At 71.8% G+C, this 26,281-nt stretch carries 21 protein-coding genes and 1 other RNA gene; 16 read left to right on the forward strand and 6 right to left on the reverse strand.

The window, feature by feature from the left end:
- Positions 1 to 207 precede the first annotated feature (207 nt).
- Both ACEN8D_RS01700 and ACEN8D_RS01705 read right to left on the reverse strand, forming a co-directional pair.
- Positions 208 to 783: a GIY-YIG nuclease family protein gene (locus ACEN8D_RS01700; RefSeq protein WP_413461539.1), complete on the reverse strand. Its 576-nt coding sequence runs from the start codon at positions 781 to 783 to the stop codon at positions 208 to 210.
- A gap of 54 nt (positions 784 to 837) precedes the next feature.
- Positions 838 to 1,683, reverse strand: a complete 846-nt coding sequence (locus ACEN8D_RS01705; RefSeq protein WP_413398841.1) for a siderophore-interacting protein — start codon at positions 1,681 to 1,683, stop codon at positions 838 to 840.
- Between the two features lie 75 nt (positions 1,684 to 1,758).
- Here ACEN8D_RS01705 and ACEN8D_RS01710 point away from each other — a divergent pair, with 75 nt between their 5' ends.
- Positions 1,759 to 2,478, forward strand: coding sequence for a biliverdin-producing heme oxygenase (locus ACEN8D_RS01710; RefSeq protein WP_413398840.1), 720 nt, complete (start codon positions 1,759 to 1,761; stop codon positions 2,476 to 2,478).
- Between the two features lie 140 nt (positions 2,479 to 2,618).
- Here ACEN8D_RS01710 and ACEN8D_RS01715 read toward each other — a convergent pair whose 3' ends face one another.
- Complete coding sequence (locus ACEN8D_RS01715) at positions 2,619 to 4,385, reverse strand: BCCT family transporter (protein WP_413461540.1); 1,767 nt, start codon at positions 4,383 to 4,385, stop codon at positions 2,619 to 2,621.
- A gap of 178 nt (positions 4,386 to 4,563) precedes the next feature.
- Here ACEN8D_RS01715 and ACEN8D_RS01720 point away from each other — a divergent pair, with 178 nt between their 5' ends.
- The 9 genes from ACEN8D_RS01720 (at position 4,564) to ACEN8D_RS01760 (ending at position 14,005) form a co-directional block, all read left to right on the forward strand.
- Entirely contained in the window at positions 4,564 to 7,218 is a 2,655-nt protein-coding gene (locus ACEN8D_RS01720) for a phosphoenolpyruvate carboxylase (protein ID WP_413398838.1), read from the forward strand.
- A gap of 213 nt (positions 7,219 to 7,431) precedes the next feature.
- Positions 7,432 to 8,652, forward strand: coding sequence for a multidrug effflux MFS transporter (locus ACEN8D_RS01725; protein ID WP_413398837.1), 1,221 nt, complete (start codon positions 7,432 to 7,434; stop codon positions 8,650 to 8,652).
- 55 nt (positions 8,653 to 8,707) lie between these two features.
- Positions 8,708 to 9,046, forward strand: a complete 339-nt coding sequence (locus tag ACEN8D_RS01730) for an STAS domain-containing protein (RefSeq protein ID WP_070418772.1) — start codon at positions 8,708 to 8,710, stop codon at positions 9,044 to 9,046.
- Positions 9,043 to 9,456, forward strand: a complete 414-nt coding sequence (locus ACEN8D_RS01735) for an ATP-binding protein (protein WP_070418773.1) — start codon at positions 9,043 to 9,045, stop codon at positions 9,454 to 9,456. The genes ACEN8D_RS01730 and ACEN8D_RS01735 overlap by 4 nt, the downstream gene beginning before the upstream one ends.
- 116 nt (positions 9,457 to 9,572) lie before the next feature.
- Positions 9,573 to 10,532: an AraC family transcriptional regulator gene (locus ACEN8D_RS01740; RefSeq protein WP_413398836.1), complete on the forward strand. Its 960-nt coding sequence runs from the start codon at positions 9,573 to 9,575 to the stop codon at positions 10,530 to 10,532.
- 24 nt (positions 10,533 to 10,556) lie between these two features.
- Positions 10,557 to 11,120 (forward strand): RBBP9/YdeN family alpha/beta hydrolase, encoded by a 564-nt coding sequence (locus tag ACEN8D_RS01745; RefSeq protein ID WP_309889411.1) that lies wholly within the window; start codon positions 10,557 to 10,559, stop codon positions 11,118 to 11,120.
- A 106-nt stretch (positions 11,121 to 11,226) separates the two neighbouring features.
- Positions 11,227 to 12,318 carry a hypothetical protein gene (locus ACEN8D_RS01750; RefSeq protein WP_495601125.1) on the forward strand — a complete coding sequence of 364 codons (1,092 nt, stop codon included), beginning with the start codon at positions 11,227 to 11,229 and terminating at the stop codon, positions 12,316 to 12,318.
- Positions 12,319 to 12,422: 104 nt separating this feature from the next.
- Positions 12,423 to 13,268 (forward strand): Nif3-like dinuclear metal center hexameric protein, encoded by an 846-nt coding sequence (locus tag ACEN8D_RS01755; protein WP_413400315.1) that lies wholly within the window; start codon positions 12,423 to 12,425, stop codon positions 13,266 to 13,268.
- A 2-nt stretch (positions 13,269 to 13,270) separates the two neighbouring features.
- A complete protein-coding gene (locus ACEN8D_RS01760; RefSeq protein ID WP_413461923.1) occupies positions 13,271 to 14,005 on the forward strand; it encodes a zinc ribbon domain-containing protein in 735 nt (244 codons plus the stop codon).
- A gap of 279 nt (positions 14,006 to 14,284) precedes the next feature.
- Here the strand turns inward: ACEN8D_RS01760 and rnpB are convergent.
- The 3 genes from rnpB to map all read right to left on the reverse strand — a co-directional run bounded on the left by rnpB (position 14,285) and on the right by map (position 16,447).
- Positions 14,285 to 14,645: RNase P RNA component class A (gene rnpB, locus ACEN8D_RS01765), an RNA gene on the reverse strand.
- Between the two features lie 166 nt (positions 14,646 to 14,811).
- A complete protein-coding gene (ppgK, locus tag ACEN8D_RS01770) occupies positions 14,812 to 15,561 on the reverse strand; it encodes a polyphosphate--glucose phosphotransferase (RefSeq protein ID WP_413400027.1) in 750 nt (249 codons plus the stop codon).
- Positions 15,562 to 15,583: 22 nt separating this feature from the next.
- Positions 15,584 to 16,447: a type I methionyl aminopeptidase gene (gene map / locus ACEN8D_RS01775; protein WP_261646026.1), complete on the reverse strand. Its 864-nt coding sequence runs from the start codon at positions 16,445 to 16,447 to the stop codon at positions 15,584 to 15,586.
- A 158-nt stretch (positions 16,448 to 16,605) separates the two neighbouring features.
- Here map and ACEN8D_RS01780 point away from each other — a divergent pair, with 158 nt between their 5' ends.
- From ACEN8D_RS01780 to ACEN8D_RS01805, 6 genes are all read left to right on the forward strand, one after another.
- Positions 16,606 to 16,785 (forward strand): SPOR domain-containing protein, encoded by a 180-nt coding sequence (locus tag ACEN8D_RS01780; protein WP_309889422.1) that lies wholly within the window; start codon positions 16,606 to 16,608, stop codon positions 16,783 to 16,785.
- Positions 16,786 to 16,830: 45 nt separating this feature from the next.
- On the forward strand, positions 16,831 to 18,168 hold the full coding sequence (gene glnA / locus ACEN8D_RS01785; RefSeq protein WP_070418782.1) for a type I glutamate--ammonia ligase: 1,338 nt from the start codon (positions 16,831 to 16,833) through the stop codon (positions 18,166 to 18,168).
- A 22-nt stretch (positions 18,169 to 18,190) separates the two neighbouring features.
- Complete coding sequence (locus tag ACEN8D_RS01790) at positions 18,191 to 21,163, forward strand: bifunctional [glutamine synthetase] adenylyltransferase/[glutamine synthetase]-adenylyl-L-tyrosine phosphorylase (RefSeq protein WP_413461491.1); 2,973 nt, start codon at positions 18,191 to 18,193, stop codon at positions 21,161 to 21,163.
- Positions 21,164 to 21,667: 504 nt separating this feature from the next.
- Positions 21,668 to 23,266: a glycosyltransferase family 2 protein gene (locus ACEN8D_RS01795; RefSeq protein ID WP_070418784.1), complete on the forward strand. Its 1,599-nt coding sequence runs from the start codon at positions 21,668 to 21,670 to the stop codon at positions 23,264 to 23,266.
- Positions 23,259 to 24,824: a glycoside hydrolase family 26 protein gene (locus ACEN8D_RS01800; RefSeq protein ID WP_309889428.1), complete on the forward strand. Its 1,566-nt coding sequence runs from the start codon at positions 23,259 to 23,261 to the stop codon at positions 24,822 to 24,824. The genes ACEN8D_RS01795 and ACEN8D_RS01800 overlap by 8 nt, the downstream gene beginning before the upstream one ends.
- Positions 24,821 to 26,239, forward strand: coding sequence for a UDP-glucose dehydrogenase family protein (locus ACEN8D_RS01805; RefSeq protein ID WP_070418786.1), 1,419 nt, complete (start codon positions 24,821 to 24,823; stop codon positions 26,237 to 26,239). Before ACEN8D_RS01800 ends, ACEN8D_RS01805 begins: the two co-directional genes overlap by 4 nt.
- Positions 26,240 to 26,281: the final 42 nt, after the last annotated feature.

A 26,281-nucleotide genomic window follows, 5' to 3' on the forward strand; every position in this document is an offset into this window, starting at 1 on the left:
CGGCGCCGCACAACCGAAGTGCGCCCGAACCGCGGTTCCCCGCGGTTCGACGTGCTTTGCGTTGTGCGCAGCACCCGCCGGCCGCCGGCGGCGCCGTGTCGAACCACGGAAACGACGTCGAACCGCGTGCGACGGCTGGTGCGACGTCGCTTTCGTGGTTCGAAGCGCGCGGGCGCCCGCTGGCGGCGCGCGCTCGCCCGCCGCGCCTCACCCGCGCAGCGCCAGCGCCTCGCTCCGCCACCGGGCGTGCAGCTCCCACGGGTCGCTCACGCCCGCGGCCACGACCCCGACGTGCTCGAGCAACTCCGGCGTCACCCGGAACCACTCCGTACCGGGGTACCGCGACCCGGCGAACTGCGCGTGCCGCCGCCGCTCGAGCGTCCGGTCGCCGCGCTCGAACCCGAGGAGGTCTTGGTGCGGGATCGCCGCGAGCCGCTGCCGCGGGTTCGCCGTCGTCCCGATCTTGATCCGGTCGCCGAAGTCGTCCCGCATCCGCAGGTAGTACACGACGTCGACCCGCGGGGGAGCGAGGTCCCCGTCCGGCACGTCACCCCAGCGCCACTCGCACGTCGCACACACCGCACCGGACGGGAAGCGCACGCCGACCCGGGACCCGCACACCGGGCACGGGCCGGGCAGCACGTCCTCGACGCCGACGTGCTCGGCGGCGGCGTCGACCACGAGGGCGACGTGTCCGGCGCACAGCGGCACCGCGGGCACCGCCGACCCGGCGAAAGCACCGGCGTCGCAACCGGGCGCGCAGCACGACGAGAGGGCGACCATGCCGGGAACGCTAGCCCGACCCACCGACGCCAGCCGCGCCTCCAGGCCGGAGCGCTACTCGGTGAAGATGACGCCGATCGGTTCGCGCTTCTCCTCCTGGAACCGGTCCTCGGCGCGCCCGAGCGCCCAGTACGCGGACAGCGACATCTCGGACTTCTCGAGTCCCCAGTCGTCCTGCAGCAGTCGACGGATCGCCTTCATCGCGGTCCGCTCGCCGTGCGCGAACACCTGCACCGGCCTGGAGGCGCGCTCCAGCGAGCGAGCCGCCTCCAGCAGCAGCGTGCCCGGCTCCGCGCCGGTGGCGTCGCGGTGCAGCCACCGCAGGTCGACCCCGGCCGGGTGCGCGACGTCCTGCTCGTCGGCCGGACCCGCCACCTCGACGAGGGCGACGCCCGTGGCGGTGTCGGCCATGCCCTCGAGGGCGGCGGAGATCGCGGGGAGCGCGCTGTCGTCGCCGAGCAGCACGTGGGTGACGGCGGGGTCGGTGGACGGGGTGTACCCGCCGCCGGGACCCGAGAGGGCGAGGAGGTCGCCGGGCTGCGCCGAGGCCGCCCAGGGGCCCGCGAGGCCGTCGTCGCCGTGCACGACGAAGTCGACGGCGATGGTCTTCGCCTCGTGGTCGACGGCGCGCACGGTGTAGGTGCGGCGCGCCGGCCGGTCGTGCTTCGGGAGCGACTCGCGCAGCGACTCGAGGTCGTACGGCGGCGTGAGCCCGAGCGACGGCTTCGCGAGCAGGAGCTTGACGTACTTGTCCGTGGTGGCGAGCCGCTCCGGGTCCGCCGCCGCGACGAACTCGTCGAAGGCGGGACCGCCGAGGTGGACGCGGACCATGTGCGGCGAGAGACGCTCCGTGCGATCGACGACGAAGACGTGCTGGGGGCGTTTGGGTTTCGAGCTCATCGGTGCGAGCTTCCTCTCTCGACTTCTGGGTGCGCTGTGCTTGACGTACCGCTCAGTAAGGTTAGCCTTACCTCCATGGACACCGTCATCCCGTTCTCCGAGCTGCTGCGCCGGCGCACGCGTCGCTCGCAGGGGTCGTCGGGTGGCAACGGGTTCATGCAGGACCTGCTCGCCGGCCGGTGCGACGTCGGCGAGTACGCGGCCCTGCTCGGACAGTACGCGTTCGTGTACGACGCCCTCGAGCGCGCGGCCGAGCGGATGGCGGAGCACCCCGTGGCTGCCCCCTTCGTCACGTCGCAGTTGACGCGGATGCCGGCGATCCGGGCGGACCTCGAGTACCTCATCGGTCCGGACTGGTCCGAGCTCGTGTGCCCGCTGCCCGAGACCACCGCGTACGTCCGACGACTGAACGAGGTCGCGGCGACATGGCCCGGCGGGTTCGTCGCCCACCACTACACGCGGTCCCTCGGCGACCTGTCCGGCGGGCGACTCATCGGGCGGCTGCTCGCGGAGCAGTTCGGCTTCGAGACGAACGGCGTCCTGTTCTACATCTTCGACCAGGTCGCCGACCCGAGCGCGTTCGAGCAGACCTACCGGGCGCAGCTCGACGCGGCTCCGTGGTCGGCCGAGGAACGCGAACGCGTGATCGCCGAGGTCGAGCTGGCGCACCGGCTCGACAGCGGGCTGCTCGCGGGGCTCGACGCGACGCGGGGGCCGGTGCTCGGCCGTCCCGGGGCGTGGTCCGACGACGACGGGCCGCACGGCGCGGGCGACGACGTGGCCGTGATCGCGTGACCGAGCCGAGTTGACCCGAGTGGCCACGTGCCGCCCACCAGACCCGCCGGGATCGCGGAGCGCGTCGCTTCGCAGGGGTGCTTCCGCCACGCGCCGCGATCCCGGCGCTCCCTCGCCGGCGCCGCCCGCGCCGACCCGCCTCAGGGCCGCATGCGGCGCGCGAGCTTCTGGATCGGGCCGGTCTTCGGCGCGCGCTCCGCGGGTTCGACGACCTCCTGCTGGTAGAAGTCCGCGAGGTCCGCCATCAGCGCCCGACGCTCCGCCCGCGCGTACGCCCGACGCTCCCGCGTGAAGGCGATCACCGTCGACCAGCACATCAGCACCATCACGACGCTGAACGGGAGCGCCGTCGTGATCGCCGCGGTCTTCAGCGCGTTCAGCCCGCCCGCGAGCAGGAGCGCCACCGCGACGAGGGCCGTGACCCCGGCGAAGAACACCCGGATCCAGTTCTTCGGCTCGATCTGCCCGCCGGTCGCGATCATGCCCATCACGAGCGCGCCCGAGTCCGCCGAGGTCACGAAGAACACCCCGATCAGGATGATCGCCCCGATCACGAGCACGGACCCGGCGGGCATCCCGCCGAGCAGCTGGAACAGGACCTGCTCGACGGACACGCTGCCGTCCGCCCCGACCAGGTCGCCGGTGCCGTGCAGCTGGTCGTACAGCGCGGTCCCGCCCATGATCGCGAACCAGAGGAAGGTCAGCAGCGTCGGGACGAACAGCACGCCGAGCACGAACTGCCGGACGGTCCGTCCGCGGGAGATCCGCGCGATGAAGATGCCGACGAACGGCGCCCACGACATCCACCAGCCCCAGTAGAACGTCGTCCACGCGCCCTGCCACTCCTGCCCGGCCCGACCCGCGAAGGCGCTCGTGTCGAACGCCAGCCCGACGAACCCCTGCACGTACTGTCCGATCGACTGCACGAACTCGCCGAGCAGGAACTGCGTCGGCCCGACGAACAGGACGAAGACGAGCAGCACGGCCGCCAGCACGAGGTTGATGTTCGACAGGATCTTCATGCCCTTGCCGACACCGCTCAGCAGCGACCCGACGGCGATCAGCGTGACGACGACGATCAACCCGATCTGCAGGCCCCGGGTGTTCTCCGCCGCCCCGGTGTACTCGAGCCCCGACCCGATCTGCAGCACGCCGAGCCCGAGCGACGTCGCGACGCCGAACAGCGTGCCGATCAGCGCGAGGACGTCGATGAGGTTGCCCCACCCGCCCACCACGCGCTTGCCCAGCAGCGGCTCGAGCGCCCAGCGGATCGACACCGGTCGCGACCGCCGGTGGATCGCGTACGCCAGGGCGAGCCCGACCACGACGTAGATCGCCCACGCGTGCAGGCCCCAGTGCAGGAACGTCTGCGTGAGCGCCTGCTGCGCGAGGGCGTCGTCGTCGCCCGTCACCCCCGGCCGTGGTGCGGCGAAGTGACTGAGCGGCTCGGCGACGCCGTAGAACACGAGCCCGATGCCCATGCCGGCGGCGAACAGCAGCGAGAGCCACGAGAGCGTCGAGAACTCGGGCGCCTCGTCGTCCTGGCCGAGCACGATGTCGCCGAACCGGCTGAAGCCGATCCAGATCGCGAAGACGACGAACGCGGCCGCGGCGATCACGTAGTACCAGCCGAAGTCCCGCACGATCCACCCCTGGACGGCCGAGAAGACGTCCTCGGTGGCCCGCGGCGCGGCGAGCGCGACGGCGACGAACGCGAGCACGATCCCCGCGGCCGGCCAGAAGACCCATCGCTCGACGGGCGGCTTCCGGACCGCCGTGTCGGCCGGCGGGCCAGGAGGCGCGGATCCCGTCCCCACGTCGTCCTGCGCCCGCACCGTGGCGGGTTGGTGGTCTGCCGGCTCGGCCGTCTCGTCCATGGCGTCCCTCCACCCACGGATGCGGAGCATCCCTGGGTGGATTCTACGAACGCTCGCCGTGGTCCGTCCGGGTGCGATGCTCACGAAGCGAGGCCGCGCACCCGCCCGCCGCGGTCCGTCCGGACGGTTGTCGTCACCGGTCCCGACGGGCCGATACGCTGCTGGGATACCGGGACGACCGTCCCGGCCGAGACCCGGAGAGGACCACATGACGATCGACGGTCAGACCCGCCACGGACGCGCGCGGGACGACGTCAGTGGCGCGGTCGACAGCGACCTGCGCTCCGACGTGCGGTACCTCGGCAAGTTGCTCGGACGCGTCCTGCGGGAGACCGGCGGCGAGGACCTCCTGCACGACGTGGAGAGCCTCCGTGCCGCGGTCATCGACGCGTACGAGGGCGGCGAGGCCGAGGGCGCCGCGCGTGCCGAGTCCATCGTCGCGGACCTGTCCGCCGAGCGGGCCGAAGCCGTGGCCCAGGCGTTCACCACGTACTTCCACCTCACGAACCTCGCCGAGGAGCACCACCGCGTCCGCGTGCTCCGGCACCGCGGCGACGACGGCGGACTCGCGGGGGACTCCTTCCCGGCGACGTACGCCTCGCTCGTCGAGCAGGTCGGCGACGAGGCCGCTGCGGCCCGGCTGCGCGAACTCCGGTTCCACCCGGTCCTCACGGCGCACCCGACCGAGGCCCGCCGACGCGCGGTGACCACGGCCGTGCGGCGCATCACCGACCTCATCGACGAGCGCGACCGGACGACGAACGCCACGGCCCTCGCCGAGAACGAGCGCCGGCTGCTCGAGGAGATCACGACCCTCCTGCGCACCTCGCCGCTCCGCACGACCCGCCCGACCCCGCTCGACGAGGTCCGCACGGCGATGAGCGTGTTCGACCAGACGCTGTTCGAGATCGTCCCGCAGGTCTACCGCCTGCTCGACGACCGGCTGCTCGGCGACGACGCCGGCCGCGTGCCGGTCACCGCACCGGCCTTCGTGCGCTTCGGCACCTGGATCGGCGGCGACCGCGACGGCAACCCGCACGTGACCGCGGACGTCACCCGCCAGGCGGCGGAGATCGCGGCCGAGCACATCCTGCTCGGGCTCTCCCGTGCCGCCACCCGCATCGGCAGCACCCTGACCCTCGACGCGAGCGAGACCCCGGCGGACGCCGGTCTCACCGCGCTCGTCGCCGCGCAGGAGTCCCTCGACCCCGGGATCGCCGAGCGCATCGGGGTCCGTGCACCGAACGAGACGCACCGTCGAGCGCTGCTGTTCGTCGCCGCCCGCATCGACGCCACGCGCCGGGGCGAGGCCGAGCTCGCCTACCCCGGGCCGGACGCGCTCCTGGCCGACCTCCGCACCATCCAGACCTCGCTCGTCGCGGCCGGGGCCACCCGTCCCGCGAACGGCGAGCTGCAGAACCTCGTCTGGCAGGTCGAGACCTTCGGGTTCCACCTCGCCGAGCTCGAGGTCCGGCAGCACTCGCAGGTGCACCGGAACGCCCTTGCCGAGATCCGCGCCGGCGGGGAGCTGAGCGAGACCACGGAAGAGGTCCTCGCCGTCTTCCGGACGATCGCCGCGCTGCAGGCCCGGTACGGCGTCCGCGCCGCCAGTCGTTACATCGTGTCGTTCACGCAGTCGGCAGCCGACCTCGCGAACGTCCACGAGCTCGCGGTCGCCGCACTCGGGTCGCCCGAGGCCGCCCCGGTGCTCGACGTCATCCCGCTGTTCGAGACCTTCGCGGACCTGCACGCCAGTGTCGACATCCTCGACGAGGCCGTCCGCACCGAGCCGTTCCAGCGTCGCCTCGCAGCGACCGGTCGCCGCCTCGAGGTCATGCTCGGCTACTCCGACTCCTCGAAGGACGTCGGTCCGGTGTCGGCGAACCTCGCGCTCTACGACGCACAGGCCCGGATCGCCGACTGGGCGAAGCACAACGACGTCGAGCTCACGCTGTTCCACGGCCGCGGCGGCTCGCTCGGCCGCGGTGGTGGCCCGGCGAACGAGGCCGTCCTGGCGCAGCCCCGCGGTTCCATCGACGGACGCCTCAAGCTCACCGAGCAGGGCGAGGTCATCTTCGCCCAGTACGGCGACAAGGACATCGCCGCGCGGCACCTCGAGCAGATGGCCTCGGCAACGCTGTTCGCGTCCTCGCCGTCGAACGAGGACCGCACGGCCGTCGCCGCCACGCGCTTCGCCGACCTCGCGCAGCAGCTCGACGACGTCTCGCGCGAGGCGTTCTACGGCCTCGTGAAGGCGGACGGCTTCGCGCCGTGGTTCGCGCGCGTGACCCCGATGGAGGAGATCGGTCTACTCCCGCTCGGCTCCCGTCCGGCCCGCCGCGGTCTGAGCGTCGAGTCGCTCGAGGACCTCCGGGCGATCCCGTGGGTGTTCTCGTGGACGCAGGCGCGCATCAACCTCGCCGGGTGGTACGGCCTCGGTTCCGCGCTCGAGGCCGTCGGCGACGTGGAGCTCCTCCGCACCGCGTACGCCGAGTGGCCCCTCTTCGGCGCGATGATCAAGAACGTCGAGATGTCGCTCGCGAAGACCGACGAGCACATCGCCCGCCGGTACCTCGAACTCGCGGACCGCGACGACCTCGCCGCGAAGGTCCTCGACGAGATGCTCCGCACGCGCGAGTGGGTGTTGCGCGTCTCGGGCGGGAGCGACGTCCTCGAGGACCGTCCCGTCCTCGCACGCGCCGTCCGGCTCCGCAGCCCGTACGTCGACGCGCTCTCGCACCTGCAGCTCCGGGCGCTCCGCGCGATCCGCACCTCGGGCAGCACGGACCCGACGGACGGTGACCACCGGCTGCTCCTCCTCACCGTGAACGGCATCGCGGCCGGCCTGCAGAACACGGGCTGATCCACGCCGACCGGCCGTCGGTCGTCGACGCGACCGCCTCGGGCCCAGGAGGCGCGGTGCCAGCTGGCACCGTCCCTCCAGGCACGGCCGTCGTCCCGCTGGCGCGGTGCGCGGGTACCGGCTGGTGGGGCCCGCCTCCTGGCCGTCTCGGTGTCGGCAACGCGACACCACCGCCCTTGTCGAATCGATTCGGGGGCGCGTAGCGTGGCCGACGTGACGACGGAGCGCACAGGACCGACCAGCCGGACGACCGCCCTCCCACCGATCCTGCCGCTCGCCCTGATCGTCGGCGTCTCGCCGTTCGCGACCGACATGTACATCCCGGCCCTGCCGGCGATCGCACGCGACCTCGGCACGACGCCCGGTGCCGTGCAGCTGTCCCTGACGGCGTTCCTCGTCGCGTTCGCCGTCGGGCAGCTGCTCGCCGGACCGGTGAGCGACGGCATCGGGCGGCGTCCGCTGATGCTCGTCGGCACGGCGGTCTTCGCCGTCGCCTCCGTCGGGTGCGCGCTCGCGCCGGACGTCGTGACGCTCGTCGTGGCGCGGGTGTTCCAGGGGCTGGCGGGTGCTGCCGGGGCGGTCGCCGGGCGGGCGATGGTCTCGGACGTGGTCGACGGGCCACGGATGGCGAAGGTGTTCGGGACCCTCGCGGCGATCAACGCGATCGGCCCCGTCGTCGCCCCGCTGGCCGGGGGAGCGGTGCTGACGATCGGCACCTGGCGACTCATGTTCGTCGTCCTCGCGGTGCTCGGTGCGGCGTTCTTCGTCGCCGTGGTCGTCCGGTTCCACGAGACCCTGCCGCGGGCGTTCCGCGGCGGGGTGGGCCTCGGTGCGAACTGGGGACGCATCCGCGAGCTCATGGGCATCCCGAGGTTCCGTGCGTACGTGCTGACCGGGGTGCTCTCGACCATCGGCTTCTTCGCGTACATCGCCACGAGCTCGTTCGTGTTCCAGACCGGCTTCGGGTTCTCCGAGGGGATGTACACCCTCGTGTTCGCCACGAACGCCTCGATGATGATCGTCACGACGCTCGTGTTCCGCCGCGTGGTCGGTCGGTTCTCGGAGGACGCGCTGCTGTCGTTCGGCCTGGCGCTCGGGACCCTCGGCGCGACGGGCGTCCTCGTGTCCGCGCTGCTCGGGGCCGGCGCGGTGCCGGTCTGGGTCTCGCTCGCCGTCGTGACCGCGGCGTGGGGGTTCGTCCTGCCGGCGGCGATGACCCGAACGCAGCACGTCGGTGCCGCGCATCCGGGGACCGCCGCAGCACTGCAGGGCGGGCTGACGTTCGGGCTCGGCGGCCTCGGCACGCCGCTCGCGGGAGCGCTCGGCGGGACGGCGGTCGCGATGGGGTCGGTGATGGCGGTGCTCATGGCGGCCGCCGTGGTCGTGCAGCTGCTGGCGACGCGACGGACCGGACGCGCCTCGACGAGTTCGTGACCCGGACCCGGTAGGTTGCAGGGTGCACCCCGCACCGATCCCAGGAGGCACCGACATGGACATCGTCGTACACGAAGCGGACGCCGGCGCCGCCGTGCTCGAGTGCAGCGGCCGACTCAACATGGTGTCGGCCCCGACGTTCCGCGAGACCGTCGCGAAGGTCGTCGGCGACGGGCGACCCCGCGTGGTCGTCGAGTTGTCCGGGGTGGAGTTCATGGACTCCTCCGGTCTCGGCGCGCTCGTCGGGTCGCTCAAGGCCGCGCGACAGGCCGGCGGAGACCTCCGCATCGCGGCGCCGTCCGACCAGGTCGAGATGGTGCTGAAGCTCTCCAACATGGACAAGATCCTCCGCACGTACCCGGACGGGGACGCCGCGGTGACCGACTGGGCATGAACGCCGCCGTGGGTGGGCACAGCCTCGACCTGGCGTGCCCGCCGGACGACGTCACGGCGGTGCACGCGTTCCTCGCGACGGTGTGGGACACCGAGCCCACCGTCTCGGCCGAGGACCGGATGGCCCTCGAGCTCGCGCTGGTCGAACTCACCTCGAACGTGATCGAGCACGGCGCGGCCGGTCGCGGCGTCTCGTGCTCGCTCCACCTCGACGTCGGCTCCGACGCGGTCGAGGCGCAGCTGACCGACGACGGTGTGCCGGTGCCGGTCGACCCGTCCGCCGCGCAGCTTCCCGACGCGCTGGCCGAGAGCGGGCGAGGGCTGGCGCTCGTGCAGATGGTGGTCGACGACCTGCGCTACGAACGGGTCGCGGACCGGAACCTGTGGACGGTCCGGCGCGGGCGCCACTGAGTGTCGCTCGTGTCTGACGGAACGGTTCGTCCGCTTCGCGCAGCCCGTGGGCCGGTATCCGCAATGCGTGCGCATACATCCCGTGGGTTCCGTTCCGCCGTGTCACGATCCAGTCGATGAACGTCGAGCCCGACCCCAGGATCAGCTTCGAGACGTCCGGGGCCGACCTCGAGGCGGCGATCCAGATGTACGAGGACGCGTACGAGAGCGTGGGCTTCCAAGCGGAGCGCACGGAACGCCCGTTCAGCTACCGCTTCCGGGTCACGGGCGACGAGACGATGTCCTTCCGCTCCACGCGGTTCGACGCCCGGATGCAGGGCGAGCTCGAGTCCGGTGACGAGTACGTCGTGATGTGGCTCGCCGACGGTGGGGGCACCGTCGACGTCGGGCGGCAAGAGGTCGCCTTCACGCCCGGCACGCCGATGATGTTCCCGACCGGTCGACCGTTCGCCTTCGACCTGCAGGACGTCCGGCAGAGCCTCGTGCAGTTCGATCGCACGTTCCTCGAGGGCGTGGCGGCCGAGGAGCACGGGACGCAGCCGGCCCCGCTCGTGTTCGACCACACCCAGCCGCCGCGGCGCGAGGACCTCCGCGGGTGGAACGCCCAGGTCCGCCGGGCCGCCGAGACCGTGCTCGGTGAGGCACCGGTGTCACGGCTGGTCCTCGCGGAGACCGCCCGGGACACCGCCCTCGCGCTCCTCCGCACTTTCCCGCACACCGTGCTCGCGCCGGACATCACCCTGCCGCAGGGCGCCACCGGCCGGGTCCGCGAGGCCGTCGAGTACATGCACGCGTTCGCCCACACACCGATCAGCACGACCGACGTGGCCGAGCACGTCGGGCTCAGCGTGCGCGGGCTCCAGCAGGCGTTCCAGCGGCAGGTCGGTACGGCGCCCAACGCGATGCTGCGCGGCATCCGACTCGACCGCGTCCGCGAGGAACTCCGCCGCTCGTCGCCGGGTGACGTCACGGTCGCCGCGATCGCCGTGCGGTGGGGCTTCGCCCACCTCGGACGGTTCTCGGGGGCGTACGCCGCCCGGTTCGGCGAGTACCCGCGCGACACGCTGCACGGCTGATCGGACCCCCACTACGCTTCGAGGGTGCGCAGACCTCGACCGTGGGTGATCGTCCCCGGGATCTGGAACTCCGACCCCGACCACTGGCAGTCGCTGTGGCAGGACGACCGGTCGGCCGACGACCCGGGCGCGGTCGTCCGGATCGCACCGGCGTCGTGGAGCGAGCCCGACCCGGACGACTGGTCCCGCGCGATCACCAGCGCCGTGGCCGCCGTCGACGAACCGCCGGTGCTCATCGCGCACAGCCTGGGCGTCCTCGCCGTCGCCGCGTGGCTCGGGCAGCGCGGACACGCCGAGGTCGCGGGTGCCTTCCTCGTGGCGCCGCCGGACCCCCTCGCGCCGGGGTTCCCCGCCGCAGCGGCCGGGTTCGTCGAGCCGGTGGCCCAGGCGGCCCCTGCGGTCCCGACGCGTCTGGTGGTCAGCGACGACGACCCGTACTGCACGCTCGACCGGGCCCTGGCGTTCGCGGACGTCCTCGGTGCCGGAGCCGTCCGGGTCGGCGCGCTCGGCCACGTGAACGTCGCCAGTGGTCTCGGTGCCTGGTCGGCCGGCCGTGCACTCGTGGACGACCTCGAGCGCACGCTCTGACCCCGCCCGCGACACGCCGTTCACCTTCGAGGCGATATGGCAGGGACTCCGGCGACACACCGGGGATGTCCGCCGAGATGAGCGTTGCGATATTTATCCTTCGATCATGGAAACGCAGTCCGGTGCACGCACCCCCCTCGTCGACCCGTTCGGTCGCGAGCTCGAGGAGTGGCTCCGTGACGCCCCGGCGACGCGCGCCCCGTACCTGTCGGACCTCGTGGTCCCGCCGGTCACCGGGCCCGTGCAGCGTCCGGACGCAGCGTCGGACGCCCCTGTCGAGCCCGCCACGACCAGCGGCGCCGCGGCCGTCGTCGACGCCGGTGTGCCGGCCGACGACTCCGCCTTCCGTCGCCCCCGCGACCGTGCTCGGCACGCCGCGGTCTGCGCGCCGTCCTTCCCTGAACCGCCGGAGCGCCTTGCCCTCCGCATCGAGGACCTCGCCGTCGAGGTGTCCTCGTCCAGCGGCCGCAGCACGATCGAGCGCATCGTGATCCTCGAGGACGAGGTCCGTCGTCGTGACGAGGACCTCGCTCGCCTCGCCGCGTGGGAGGCCACCGTCGCCGGACAGCGCGACCCCGAGGTCGAGGCCGCTCGGGCGTTCGCCCACTCCGTCTTCGCGGACCTGCTGGCCGATGCCGCGCTCGAGGCCGATCGTCGTGACCGTGCCGCGGCGCGGCGTGCGGCGACGGGCAGCGTGCCGGTCGCCGGCGTGCCCGCGTCGGCCGCCGTCCCGGCACCCGCCGTCGTCACCGCTGTCGTCGCCCCGACCGGCTCCGCGCCCGCTCCCGCGCTCGTGGACGCGACCGAGGTCGTGGACGCGATCGACGCCCCCGAGGCGACCACGGCGGGACGCGACGAGCCCGCTCGTCCGGTGCTGTCCCTCCCGGTCGTCTCACCGGTGTCCGCGAACACGCGACCCACGCCACTCGTCCAGCCCGCGACCGGGCCGACCGTGATCGACCGTGCCGCGTTCGCCGCCGCGCTGACGGCGCACGCCGGCGCGACGGCGAGCACGCCCGTCGTGCTCCCGGAGGCCGTCGTCCCGACGACCGCCGAGACCGCCGCCCACGCGCCCGCCGCGCACACGCCCGCCGGGCACCCGGCCCACGCAGCCGACGTCGCGTCCGAGGACCGTGCCTCCGCCGGGTGGTGGACGCGCTTCGTCGCCGTCGTCCTGCGCGCGTTCGGTCGCCGCTGATCCACCGGGCAGCGGCGCATCACCCGTCGTCCACAGTGCTGCTCGGTGCCGTCGTCGTCCACAGGGCGCCCGGACCGACCCGGGCGGCTCGGTAGACTGAAGGGATGCCGACGCTCCGCGAACTCCAGGCCGTGATCGAAGACCTGTGGCCCGCCGCCGGCGCCGAGTCCTGGGACTCCGTCGGGCTCGTGGCGGGGGACCCCGACCAGACGATCGAGCACGTGCACCTCGCAGTCGACGCCGTCCCGGCCACCGCCCGCGAGACGGTCGAGCTCGGCGCTGACCTGCTGCTCACCCACCACCCGCTGCTGCTCCGCGGCGTCACCACGATCGCCGAGTCGACCTACAAGGGCAGCGTGCTCGCCACCCTCGTCCGTGGTGGGGCAGCCCTCGTCGCCGCGCACACCAACGCCGACGTCGTGACGACGGGTACCTCGGCCGTCCTCGCCGACCGGCTCGGCCTGACCGACCAGCGCCCGCTCGAGCCCGGTGCGGACCCGTCGACGGGCATCGGCCGCGTCGGGGTGCTCGCCGAACCGACCACGCTCGGCGCGCTCGCCCGGGCGCTGGTGGACCTCCTGCCCGGCACCGCGACCGGCGTCCGGGTCTCGGGGCAGTTCGACCGGCCCGTCCGTTCCGTCGCGCTCTGCGCCGGCGCCGGCGACGCGTACCTCGGGCACCTCGACGTGCTCGGTGCCGACGTCTACGTCACGAGCGACCTCCGGCACCACCCGGCGTCCGAGTTCCGCGAGCAGGCGATGCTCGTCGGCGGGCCCGCCCTCATCGACACCTCGCACTGGGCCACCGAGTGGCTCTGGCTCGACGTCGCCGCCGAGCAACTCCGCCGCGCCGCGGGCGTCCGCGTCACCGTGAGCGACCTCCGCACCGACCCGTGGGACTTCGCCGTCCTGCCGGCCGCCGAACCCACCACCGACACACAAGGAGTCTGACCATGAAGGCAGCACCCGAGGACCAGGTCATCCTCCTCGACGTCCAGCGTCTCGACAACGACGTCACCCGGATCGCGCACCGCATCACGTCGCTGCAGAAGGGGGACCGGCTCACCGAGCTCGGCACCACGGCGGCGGGGCTGCGCGCCCAGCTCGCGGCGGCCACCGGCGAGGTCGAGGACGCCGAGCGCGAACTCGCCCGCCTCGAGTCCGACACCGCCACGGCGCAGGCCCGTGTGGAGCGTGACACCACGATGCTCCAGAACGTCTCCAGCGTGAAGGACGCCGCTGGTCTCCAGAGCGAGCTCGAGTCGCTGCAGCGCCGCATCGGGGACCTCGAGACGGCCGAACTCGAGGTCATGGAGAACCTCGACGGCTTCCGCGCCCGCGTCGGCGACATCGAGGCGCAGCTCGCCGACGTCGAAGCCGCGCGTGCCGGGCTCGTGGCCGAGCGCGACGCCGAGATCGCCCGGCTCGAGTCCGACCGTGAATCGGCCACGCAGAGCCGTGCCGCCGTCGCCGCGAAGGTGCCGGCGGACCTCCTCGCGCTGTACGACCGGCAGCGGGCGCGGTACGGCTTCGGTGCCTCGCTGCTGCAGGGCGGGGTGTCCACGGCGTCCGGCGTGACACTCACGAACTCCGACCTGCAGACGATCCGGCGGGCTGCGCCCGACGACGTCGTGCTCTGCCCCGACAGCGACGCGATCCTTGTGCGGACGGCGGAGTCCGGGCTCTAGACGCGACCAGACGACGAACGGGAGGCGCGGTGCCGGCTGGCACCGCGCCTCCCGTCCGTCGTGTGCGTGCGCTAACGGGGGCGGGCCGGCCGCACCGCGCGACCCGGCGCGGGCCGGGCGCACGGTGCGGCGCACACGACCTGGTGCGGTGTCGGTCACGCCGTGGCGCGCTGAAGCGGCGCACCGAGTGCGCAACCCGGCACGGGTTCGCGCTCCGCGCACCGTGCGCCCGCGCACAGTGCCGCGGTCAGCGCCCGCGGCACGCGGGGGCGTGGGGTGCGAATGGGCCGGCCGTACGCCGGGTTCTGTCCCGCCGCTCGCGCGGCGGTGACGGCCATCTCTCTCGGACCGACGTTGCCGTCGGCCTCCAGCGGTCTACCCGAGGACTCGGCGAGCAGCCTCAGCGTCCTCTGTCTGACCTTGCTCCGGGCGAGGTTTACCGAGCGGATCCGGTCACCCGGACCCCTGGTGGTCTCTTACACCACCGTTTCACCCTTACCGACGTCGCCGCCGGCGGTCTGCTTTCTGTGGCACTGTCTCGCGGATTGCTCCGGGTGGGTGTTACCCACCGCCCTGCTCTGTGGAGCCCGGACGTTCCTCGGCACTCCCGGGGGAGTGACGCGACCGTCTCACCGACCCATTCGCGAGGACGAGTCTACCGGGCGCGGACACCGAGGTCGCGCGAAGTGCCGTCCCGACGAGACGCGCGCGGCACCTTGTGCGACCTCGGCAGGACGCGCGCGGCGTGTTGTGCGACCTCGGCGTCCGGGCGAGCCCACGCAGGCGCGTCAGACGCGTCAGACGCGTCAGGCGCTCCGCGCGGCCAGGGTCGCGGCGCCGATGATGCCCGCGTTGTTCCGGAGCGTCGCCGGGATGATGTCCGCCTGCAGGTCGAGCAGCGGCAGGAACTCCTCGTACTGCTTCGACACCCCGCCGCCGACGACGAAGAGCTCCGGGGAGAGCAGGGCCTCGAGCGTGGAGTAGTACTTCTGCAGCCGCTTCGCCCAGTGCTTCCACGACAGGTCGTCGCGCTCCTTCGCGGCGAACGAGGCGCGGGACTCGGCGTCGTGCCCGTCGATCTCGAGGTGCCCGAGCTCCGAGTTCACGATGAGCACGCCGTCGTTGATGAGCGCCGTGCCGATGCCCGTGCCGAGCGTCGTGACGACGACCAGGCCGTCCTTGCCCTTCGCCGCACCGAACTGCTGCTCGGCGTACCCGGCGGCGTCGGCGTCGTTGACGAAGTGGATGGAGCGGCCAAGCTCCTTCTCGAAGAGCGCCTCGGCCTCGAAGCCGATCCACTTCTTCGACACGTTCGCCGCGGACATGGTCTTGCCGTCGCGGACGATCGCCGGGAAGCAGACCCCGACGGGCACGTCCGACGCCGGAGCGAGCTCGTCGAGGATGGACGCGGCCACGGCGACGATGTCGTGCGGCTTCCCGCCCTCGGGCGTGGCCTTCTTGATCCGGTCGGTGGTGAGTTCGCCGGTGGCGACGTCGACGATCGCGCCCTTGATGCCCGTACCGCCGATGTCGACGCCGACTGCGAGGGTGGTCATGAGGAGCCTTTCGGTGTGGAGGTCAGGAGACCGTGAGGAGTTCCGCGCCGCGCTCGGTGACGACGAGGGTGTGTTCGAACTGTGCGGTCCACGACTTGTCCCGGGTGGAGACGGTCCAGTCGTCGGCCCAGATGTCGGCGTCGATGCCGCCGAGCGTGAGCATCGGCTCGATCGTGAAGACCATGCCGGGCTCCATGACGTCGTCGAAGCGCGGGGCGTCGTAGTGGGGGATGATCAGCCCGGAGTGGAACGCCCGCCCGACGCCGTGGCCGGTGTAGTCGCGGACGACGCCGTAGCCGAAGCGCTTCGCGTACGCCTCGATGGCACGGCCGATGACGTTCACCTGCCGACCAGGGGCGACGGCCTTGATCCCGCGCTCGAGGGCGAGTCGCGTGCGGGTCACGAGGTCCTCGACCTCCTGCGACGCCTGCCCGACGATGAAGGTGCGGTTCGTGTCGCCGTGCATCCCGTCCTTGTAGGCGGTGATGTCGATGTTGACGAGGTCGCCCTCCTGCAGGACGGTGTCGTCGGGGATGCCGTGGCAGATGACCTCGTTGAGGCTCGAGCAGAGCGACTTCGGGTAGCCGCGGTAGCCGAGCGTCGAGGGGTAGGCGCCGTGCGCGACGACGAACTCGTGGCCGATCCGGTCGAGCTCGTCCGTCGTGACACCGGGGCGGATCGCCGCGCCGACGGCGTCGATGGCCTGGGAGGCGATGCGCCCGGCGGTCCGGATCCGCTCGACCTCGTCCGGGGTGTACGTGTCGCCGAGTCCGTGCTCGTGCGGCTCGGCCTTGCCGACGTACTCCGGGCGCTCGATCTCCTTCGGGACGGACCGCAACGGGGAGATGCGGCCGGCGGTCAGGTGTCCGTGTTCGTCCCGGGGCATGCGGACCACTCTAGCCGGGGCCGCGTGTCGCGCGGACGCGGCCGCCTGGAGGCGCGGTGCCGACCCGACGGACCGGCACCGCGCCTCCAGGCGGTCGCCCAGCGCGCGGGGCGCGGCCCGCCCGCACCGCCGCCGCCCCACCTGGGTACGGTGGCGGCATGAGTGACGAACGCATCGAGTCCCAGTGGTGGTTCAACGAGAAGACGCACACCGTCGAGCAGGGCCCGCAGTCGCCGCAGCGCGACCGGATCGGCCCGTTCGCCTCGCGTGAGGAAGCGCAACACGCCCTGGACCGGATCAAGGCGAACAACGAGCGTTGGGACGACGAAGACCAATAGGCTGAGACTCCCAGCTGGACCAGCTGCACCACGGAAAGGGCGTCAATGGACAAGCAGACGGACTTCGTGCTCCGCACCATCGAGGAGCGGGGCATCAAGTTCATCCGACTCTGGTTCACGGACGTCATCGGGACCCTGAAGTCCGTGGCGATCGCCCCGGCCGAGGTCGAGGGCGCGTTCGCCGAGGGCATCGGGTTCGACGGCTCCGCGATCGAGGGCCTCACGCGCTCGTACGAGGCGGACGTCCTGGCCCACCCGGACCCGTCGACGTTCCAGATCCTGCCGTGGCGCGGCGAGATCGACCCGACCGCGCGGATGTTCTGCGACATCACGACGCCGGACGGCCAGCCCGCCGTCGCCGACCCGCGCAACGTGCTCAAGCGCACGCTGGCGAAGGCGAGCGAACGCGGCTTCACGTTCTACACGCACCCCGAGATCGAGTTCTACCTGCTGAAGAGCCGTGACTGGAAGGACGGCGGCCCGCAGCCCGTCGACCGCGCCGGCTACTTCGACAACGTCCCCGGTGGCAGCGCGCACGACTTCCGTCGCCGGTCCGTCCGGATGCTCGAGGACCTCGGCATCTCGGTGGAGTTCTCCCACCACGAGGCCGGCCCCGGCCAGAACGAGATCGACCTCCGCTACGCCGATGCACTGACGATGGCGGACAACATCATGACGTTCCGCACCGTCGTGAAAGAGGTCGCGATCGAGCAGGGCGTCTACGCGACGTTCATGCCGAAGCCGATCTCCGGCCAGCCGGGCTCGGGCATGCACACGCACGTGTCGCTGTTCGAGGGCGACCAGAACGCCTTCTACGAGGCAGGCGGTCAGTACCAGCTGTCCGACACCGCGAAGCACTTCATCGCCGGCGTCCTCAAGCACGCGCCGGAGATCACCGCGGTCACGAACCAGTTCGTGAACTCGTACAAGCGCCTCTGGGGCGGTGACGAGGCCCCGTCGTTCGTGACCTGGGGCCACAACAACCGCTCGGCCCTCGTGCGCGTCCCGCTGTACAAGCCGAACAAGGGCCAGTCCGCCCGCATCGAGTACCGCGGCATCGACTCGGCGGCGAACCCGTACCTCGCGTACTCGCTGCTGCTGGCCGCGGGGCTCAAGGGCATCGACGAGGGCTACGAGCTCCCGCCGGAGGCCGAGGACAACGTCTGGAGCCTGTCCGACTCCGAGCGCCGTGCCCTCGGGTACAGCCAGCTGCCGGCGAGCCTCGACCACGCGCTGAGCCTCATGGAGGACTCGGAGCTCGTGGCGGAGACGCTCGGCGAGCAGGTCTTCAACTTCGTGCTGCTGAACAAGCGCCAGGAGTGGAAGGCCTACCGCGACCAGGTCACGCCGTTCGAGCTCGACACGAACCTCGGCGCGCTCTGACGGCACCGGGGGCGCGCACCACATGACCGGTCGGACGACGACGTCGCGTTCCGAGTTGGCCCGCCTGGGCTTCGCGGAGCTGTCGGAGACCCTGGAACGCATCGCCGACCTGGAGGCGCGGTTCGGCCCCGACCTGCAGGTGCCGGTGAGCGGGTCCCCGGCACTGTGGGAGTCCACGGCCGATCCCGACGGCGCACTCCGCGCGCTCGAGCGGCTGCTCGAGCGCGCGCCGGACGAACTGCGTCCGGTCCTCGCCGACGACGCCGCCACCGAACGGCTCGTGCGGCTCCTCGGGGCGTCGGTCGGGCTCGGCGAGTTCCTGCACCGACGTCCGGCGGAGATAGACCTGCTCCTGGCGCCGGTGACGGCCCCGTGGTCGCAGCAGGAGTACACCGACTCGTTGCTCGCCGCGATCGATGGTGCCACGGGCGAGGACGCCCGGCTCCGGCTCCGGGTGCGCTACCGCCGGCACCTGGCCCAGATCGCGCTGTTCGACGTCCTGAACGCCGCGCCGACCGAGGCGTTCCCCGCCGTCGCGGCCGGGCTGGCCGACCTCGCCGGTGCCGCGCTCGAGGCCGCGGTGGACGTCGCCCGACGCGAGGTCCCGTTCCCCGCGGCCGACGTCGAGGCGACGCCGCTCGCCGTCATCGCGATGGGCAAGGCCGGGGCCCGCGAACTCAACTACGTCAGCGACGTCGACGTCATCTTCGTCACCGAACCGACCCACGACGACGAGGCGGGCACGGGCGTGGGGACCGACCGTGCCGTGCTCATCGCCACGCGGCTGGCGATCGCGGCCACGCACGCCATCACCGACCTCGCGGCCGAACCGGCGCTGTGGGAGGTCGACGCGAACCTCCGGCCGGAGGGCAAGGACGGCGCACTCGTCCGGACGCTCGACTCCCACGTGGCGTACTACGAGCGCTGGGCGAAGGAGTGGGAGTTCCAGGCCCTGCTCAAGGCGCGGCCGATCGCCGGGTCGGTCGACCTGGGGGAGCGCTACGCCACCGCGGTCGCCGGCTTCGTGTGGACGTCCGCGCAACGACCGGGGTTCGTCGAGTCCGTGCAGCGCATGCGGCAGCGGGTCACCGACAACATCCCCGACGACGAGGTCGACCGGCAGCTCAAGCTCGGGCCGGGCGGTCTGCGCGACGTCGAGTTCACCGTGCAGCTGCTGCAGCTCGTGCACGGCCGCGACGACGAGACCGTCCGGGTCCGGTCCACGCTCGAGGCGATGGACGCGCTCACCGACGCCGGCTACGTCGGCCGTGCCGAGGCCGCCCGCTTCGGGCCGGACTACGCCCTGCTCCGCCTGCTCGAACACCGCATCCAGCTCCGCCGCCTGCAGCGCACCCACCTCATGCCGTCCGACGAGGACGAGCTCCGGGTCCTCGCGCGGTCGAGCGGTCTCGCACGGTCCGCTGCGGCGCTCGAGACACGGTGGCGTGCGGTGAAGCTCGAGGTGCGCGGCCTGCACGAGCGCCTGTTCTACCGGCCCCTGCTGTCCGCGGTGGCCGCGAGCGACGGCGACATCGTGCTCACCAGCGACCAGGCGGTCGACCGGCTCGGCGCGATCGGCTTCGCGGACCCCGCCGGGGCACTCGGCCACATCCGAGCCCTGACGCAGGGCACCAGCCGCCGGGCGGCGATCCAGCGGAACCTGCTGCCGGTGCTCCTGCGCTGGATGGCCGAGGGACCGGCACCGGACCGGGCGCTCCTGGCCTTCCGTCGGCTGAGCGACACCCTGGGGGAGTCGAGCTGGTTCCTCCGCATGCTCCGGGACTCCTCCGGCGCAGCACACTCGCTCACCACCGTGCTCTCCGAGTCGGCGTTCCTGTCCGGGCTGCTCGAACGATTCCCCGAGGCCGTGGCCTGGCTCGACGAACCGGAGGCGCTGCTGCGCCCCCGGCCGATCGAGTCGCTGCTCGCCGAGGTCACGGCGACGACGGCACGGCACGGGGACGACGTGGACGGCGCGGCCGCCCTGGTCCGGTCCGCCCGACGGCGTGAGACGCTCCGGCTCGGCATGGCCGCCGTGCTCGGACACCTCGACGTCGATGCCCTCGGCCCGGCGTTGAGCGACGTCACGGAGTCAACCCTGGCCGGTGCCCTCACGCTCGCGCGACGGGACGCCCCGGCCGGCCTGGAGTTCGGCGTCATCGCGATGGGGCGGTACGGCGGCCGCGAGCTCGGCTTCGGCTCGGACGCCGACGTCCTCTACGTGTACCGGGCGACCGAGGACGTCCCGTCCGAACAGGCTTCGCGCGCGGCGCAGACCATCGTGCGGGAGCTCGCCCGGTTGACCGACGACGCGATCCACCCGTTCGACCTCGACATCGACCTCCGCCCCGAGGGCAAGAACGGCCCCGTGGTGCGCACGCTCGACTCCTACGGCGCGTACTACGCCCGCTGGTCGCTCACGTGGGAGGCCCAGGCGCTGCTCCGGGCCCGCGGGGCGGTCGGGGACGCGCAGCTCCTGCGTGACTTCGAGCACCTCGCCGACCGCACGCGCTACCCGGAGCACATCGACGACCAGCAGGTGCGCGAGGTCCGACGCATCAAGGCCCGTGTCGAGTCCGAACGCCTCCCGCGCGGTGCGGACCCCGCCCGGCACCTCAAGCTCGGCCGCGGTTCCCTGAGCGACGTCGAGTGGTTCGTCCAGCTCCTCCAGCTGCAGCACGCGCTGACGATCCCGGGCCTCCGGACGACGTCCACGCTCGAGGCGCTCGACGCCGCCCGCGACGCCGGCCTCGTCGCCCCCGACGACGCCGAGCGTCTCGGTGCCGCCTGGCGCTTCGCCTCGCGGACCCGGAGCGCGCTCGTGCTCTGGTCGGGCAAGACCACGGACGTGCTGCCCGTCGACCGGGTGCAGCTCGAGGGCATCGCACGTCTGATGGAGTACCCGCCAGGGTCCGCCTCGGAGCTCGAGGAGGACTACCTCGGGGTCACCCGCCGGGCACGTCAGGTCTTCGAGCGCGAGTTCTACGGCGCCTGACGCCCGTCGCGACACGCCCGGACCGACGTGTTTCGCAGCGAGTTGACACGTCCTCGGAAGTGAATTCCCCGTAACGTGCAGCGTCCCCCGTTCGACATCTGCCTGTACCCCGGCGGCGCACTGATGAGCGCTCGTTACCTGGTCGTTACCGAGCATCCGGGGTGACTGGAACGTGCCCGGCAGGCGAGGCAACGCGGTCCGAGGTGACCATCCGCTGACCGGGGGTTTCCTGCAGAGGTGAGTCGCGCCTCCCGGGCCCGGGAGGTCTGCAGAACGCGCGTTGCGCGGTGAACGTGGTCCACCGGAGTGCTGTCAGCACCAGTGCGGACACGATGACCACACGCGGAGGGGGACCGTGGTGTACCCCGTAACGTGGCCGTAACGCCCCCGGTCGGGGGTCGCGTTGCGCACCGGGTCACGGTTCTGCATCAATGGGGTCACCCGAACCGGCCCTGATTCCCCAACGAAGCGGAATCTCCACCTCGAACGTTGAAGCAGGGATCGATGTTCACCTTCATTCTGCAGATCAGGCAGATGGTCGAAGGGCACCCCGAGTTCTACCTGTTCGCCGTGTACTCCGCGGTGATCTGGTTGCTCTGGTTGCTCAAGGTCATCCTGTCCGCCCGCTACCGCCCCTACACCGGCACCTACACCGGCACCACGAGCGTCGTCGTCCCCGTCGTGGACGAACCGCTCGACCTCTTCCGCGACGTCATCGGCCGCATGGTCGAGCAGCGTCCCGGCGAGATCATCGTCGTCATCAACGGCGCCCGCAACGAGGCCCTCGAAGCGGTCTGTGACGAGTTCGCCCCACTCGTCCGCTGGACGCACACGCCCATCCCGGGCAAGCGCAACGCCGTCAAGGTCGGCACCGAGATGTCCAACGGCGACATCACCGTGCTCGTCGACTCGGACACGGTGTGGACGCCCGGCACCCTCGACGAGCTGCTCAAGCCGTTCGCGGACGCCTCGGTCGGTGGCGTGACGACGCGCCAGCGCATCCTCGAGCCGACCCGCAGCTGGATCACCCGCTGGGCGGACTGGCTGGAGAACTCCCGCGCGCTGTACTCGATGCCCGCGCAGAGCGTCCTCGGTCAGATCGGTTGCCTGCCCGGGCGCACGATCGCCTTCCGCCGCGACATCCTCGTGCGCGTCATGGACCGCTTCATGCACGAGAAGTTCATGGGCGTGTTCCTCGAGGTGTCCGACGACCGGACCCTGACGAACCTCACGCTCAAGGAGGGGTACCGGACCGTCTACCAGTACACCTCGCTGGTCTACACGGACGCTCCGCTGCAGGTGAAGAAGCTGTTCAAGCAGCAGCTCCGCTGGGCCCGTGGTTCGCAGTACAACACGCTCCGGATGCTCCCGTGGATGCTCGGTCACGCGCCGATCCTCGCGGTGTTCTTCCTCACCGACATCATCCTGCCGTTCATGCTGTTCGGCGTGATCGCCGGCTGGATCTACCGCGCCTTCACCGGCCAGGGCGAGAACCTCTACCAGGGGATCCTGCAGCAGTACGGCTTCTCGACCGGCTTCGTCTACGTCGCCGCCCTCATGGTGGTCTCGTCAGTGCTCAGCATGGCGATCCGGCAGATGCGGCACCTCGCCGAGAAGCCGAGCGACTTCTTCCGCCTGCCGATGTTCATCATCGTGTCGACGTTCTTCCTCATGCCGATCCGACTCATCGGCTTCTTCCGCCTGGCGCACGCGTCCGGCTGGGGGACCCGTGCCGGTGCGTACGCGGGTGGACCGATGGAGGAGGACCCCGCGGACGCGGTGCAGCCCTCGGCCGTCGCCACCCAGACCCCGGTGAGCCCGATCGACGCGGCTGCCCCGGCCCCGGCCGGTGGAGCCGGCTACGGCGACGACCAGCGCGCCGTGGACCGGGCGTTCGACGACCTGTTCGGCCCGGACGCCACCACCAACTCCACCGCGACGGTGCTCGCGACCCGCCGCTCGGCAGCCACTGCAGCGCAGTCGCAGTCGGCGACTGCGGCGGCCCCCGCCCCGGCACGCGTCCGTCGGTACAACCCGTACGCCGCGATCCCGTACTGCATCGGCTTCGCGATCTTCGCCCTGGAGGCCTTCCTCATTGTCTGACCTCATCCGCTCCTCAGGTGCCTGGTGGGCCCAGTCCAGCAAGCACGCACGACTCACCGCGGTCGGGACCACCGCCATCGTCCTCGTCCTCGGACTCATCACCTGGAACGTCTGGGTGTCCCCGGCGGGCTCGGTGTCCACCGCGGTCCACCAGGCGCTCGGTGTGACGCCGCCGAAGAAGAAGATCTCGGCGGCCGAGCTCCAGACGAAGCTCACGGCCGCCCAGGAGAAGATCTGGGCGCTCGAGGGCAAGCTCGACTCCTCGACCGCGCAGTCCGGCTCGCGTGCCGACCAGATCGCCGAGCTCAAGGCGCAGATCGCGTCGCTGCAGTCGGACCTCGGTGCTGCCAAGGCCGCCGGGGCACGGTCCGGTGACGGCGCGTCGGGTTCGGGAGGGTCGGGCGACGGTTCCGGCGGCTCCGGCGGCTCCGGGTCGGGCGACGGTTCGGGCAGTGGCTCGGGTGGTTCCGGCGGCGCCGGCAACGGTTCCGGCTCCGGCTCCGGCTCCGGCAACCACGGCGTCACGAACCCGAACGGCGGCCCCTCGAAGGACCCCGGCACGACCCCGATCGCCGTCCCCACCAAGGCGCAGATCATGGCGCAGCCGGCTCGCTGGTACGGCCTCTACACCGCGCAGTCGCCCTTCAACTGGGCGGAGTACGACGAGGTCTCGCAGCAGGTCGGCAAGGCCACGAACATGGTCGGCTTCTTCCAGGGCTTCGACCAGGACTTCAACGCCACCGCCGTCCAGCGCGCGTGGGCGAACGGCCGCCTGCCGCTCATGACCTGGGAGTCCGCACCCGCCAAGACGGGCAACGACGCGAAGTACGTCCCCGGGTACACGAACGAGGACATCGTGTCGGGCAAGTTCGACGCCTACCTCACGAAGTACGCGAAGGCCCTCGCGGCGAACGGGCAGCCGATGGTCATCCGGCTCGACCACGAGATGAACGGCTCTTGGTACAACTGGTCCGAGGGGACGGCACAGCAGAACGCGGCCGGGTCCTACGTGGCGATGTGGCAGCACGTGCACGACGTCTTCCAGGCCAGCGGCGCGAACAAGTACGTCATCTGGAACTGGGCGCCGAGCCGCATCGACAAGCTCGGCAACGACAAGTACATGCAGCTCGACTACCTGCGTGAGTACTACCCGGAGTCGAAGTACGTCGACTGGGTCGGGATGAGCGGGTACTACCGCACCGCCTCCGAGTCGCCGACCTTCGACAACACGTTCGGCAAGACCCTCGCCCAGCTCCGCCAGATCGCACCGGACAAGAAGATCCTCCTCAGTGAGATCGGTGCGACCGAGACCGGGACGAGCGTGACCAACGGGCAGAAGGCGAAGTGGATCACCTCGCTCTTCGACGGCCTCGCGGAACCGGCGAACGACGACGTCATCGGCTTCTCGTACTTCAGCGAGACCGCGACCACCGTCGTGGACGGCGTCCGCACCACGAACGACTGGCGACTCAACTCCCGCGCCGACAGCCTCCAGGCCTTCGTGGCCGGCATCTCGCGCACCGACACCGACTACGACCTGCAGGAGGTCAAGCAGTGACCGCTCAGAAGAAGACCGCAGACTCCCGTCCGGCACCCGTCATCAGCGTCATCGGCACCGGCTACCTCGGTGCCACCCACGCGGCCGCCATGGCCGAGATGGGCTTCGAGACCATCGGCGTGGACGTCGATCCCGCCAAGCTCGCGGCCCTTTCGGCCGGCGAGGTCCCGTTCTACGAGCCCGGCCTGCCGGAGCTCATCACGAAGCACGTCGCCAGCGGCAAGCTCCGCTTCACGGCGTCGCTGCCCGAGGCCGTGGCCGCGGCCGACGTCCACTTCGTCTGCGTCGGGACGCCGCAGCGCGCCGGGTCGCACGCCGCGAACCTCACCTACGTCGAGAACGCCACCCGCGGTGTCGCCGAGAACCTGACGCACCCCGGCCTCATCGTCGGCAAGTCGACGGTCCCGGTGGGCACGGCCGAGCGGCTCCGCGGCATCGTCCGCGAGTTCACCCCGTCGGGCATCGACGCCGAGCTCATCTGGAACCCGGAGTTCCTGCGCGAGGGCAAGGCCGTCGACGACACGCTGCACCCGGACCGGCTCGTCTGGGGCGGTGCCTCCGCATCGGCCGACGCCGTGATCCGCGAGGTCTACGCCGCTCCCATCGCCGAGGGCACCCCGGTCATCACGACCGACCTCGCCACGGCGGAGCTCGTCAAGGTCAGCGCGAACGCGTTCCTCGCCACGAAGATCTCGTTCATCAACGCGATCTCCGAGATGTGCGCGATCACCGGTGCGGACGTGTCGACCCTGGCCGACGCTCTCGGGCACGACGCCCGCATCGGCCGCAAGTTCCTGAACGCCGGCCTCGGATTCGGCGGTGGCTGCCTGCCGAAGGACATCCGGGCGCTCATGCACCGCGCGAACGAGCTCGGTGCCGGTCGTGTCGTCGGCCTCATGCAGCAGGTCGACGAGATCAACATGGGCCAGCGTGAGCGCGTCATCGACATGACGATCGACGCGCTCGGCGGCTCCGTGCTGAACCGTCGCGTCGCCGTCGTCGGGGCGGCGTTCAAGCCCCTCACCGACGACGTCCGCGACTCGCCGGCACTCAACGTCGCCGCTGCGCTGCACCTCCGCGGCGCCCAGGTCACCCTGTGGGACCCGGAGGCGATGGAGACCGCCCGCCGCTCCTTCCCGACGCTCACCTACTCGTCGTCGATGGAGGGTGCGATCGAGGACGCCGACGTCGTGCTCGTCCTCACTGAGTGGGACGAGGTCATCGCTGCCGACCCCGCGGCGCTCGCCTCGATCGTGGGGCGTCGCACGGTGATCGACGCCCGCAACTGCCTCCCGGTCGCCGACTGGGTCAAGGCGGGTTGGACCGTCCGTTCCCTGGGACGGCCCACTCCGGTCACGGGTGCACCCGTGAGCGTCGCTGCGGGGACGAACGACGCGGTGGCCACCGCGCGGTAGTCACCCGGACGCGAAGCGGGGTCTGTGCCGGGGCGGCACGGG

It is taken from the genome of Curtobacterium sp. Curtsp22, from assembly GCF_059492135.1.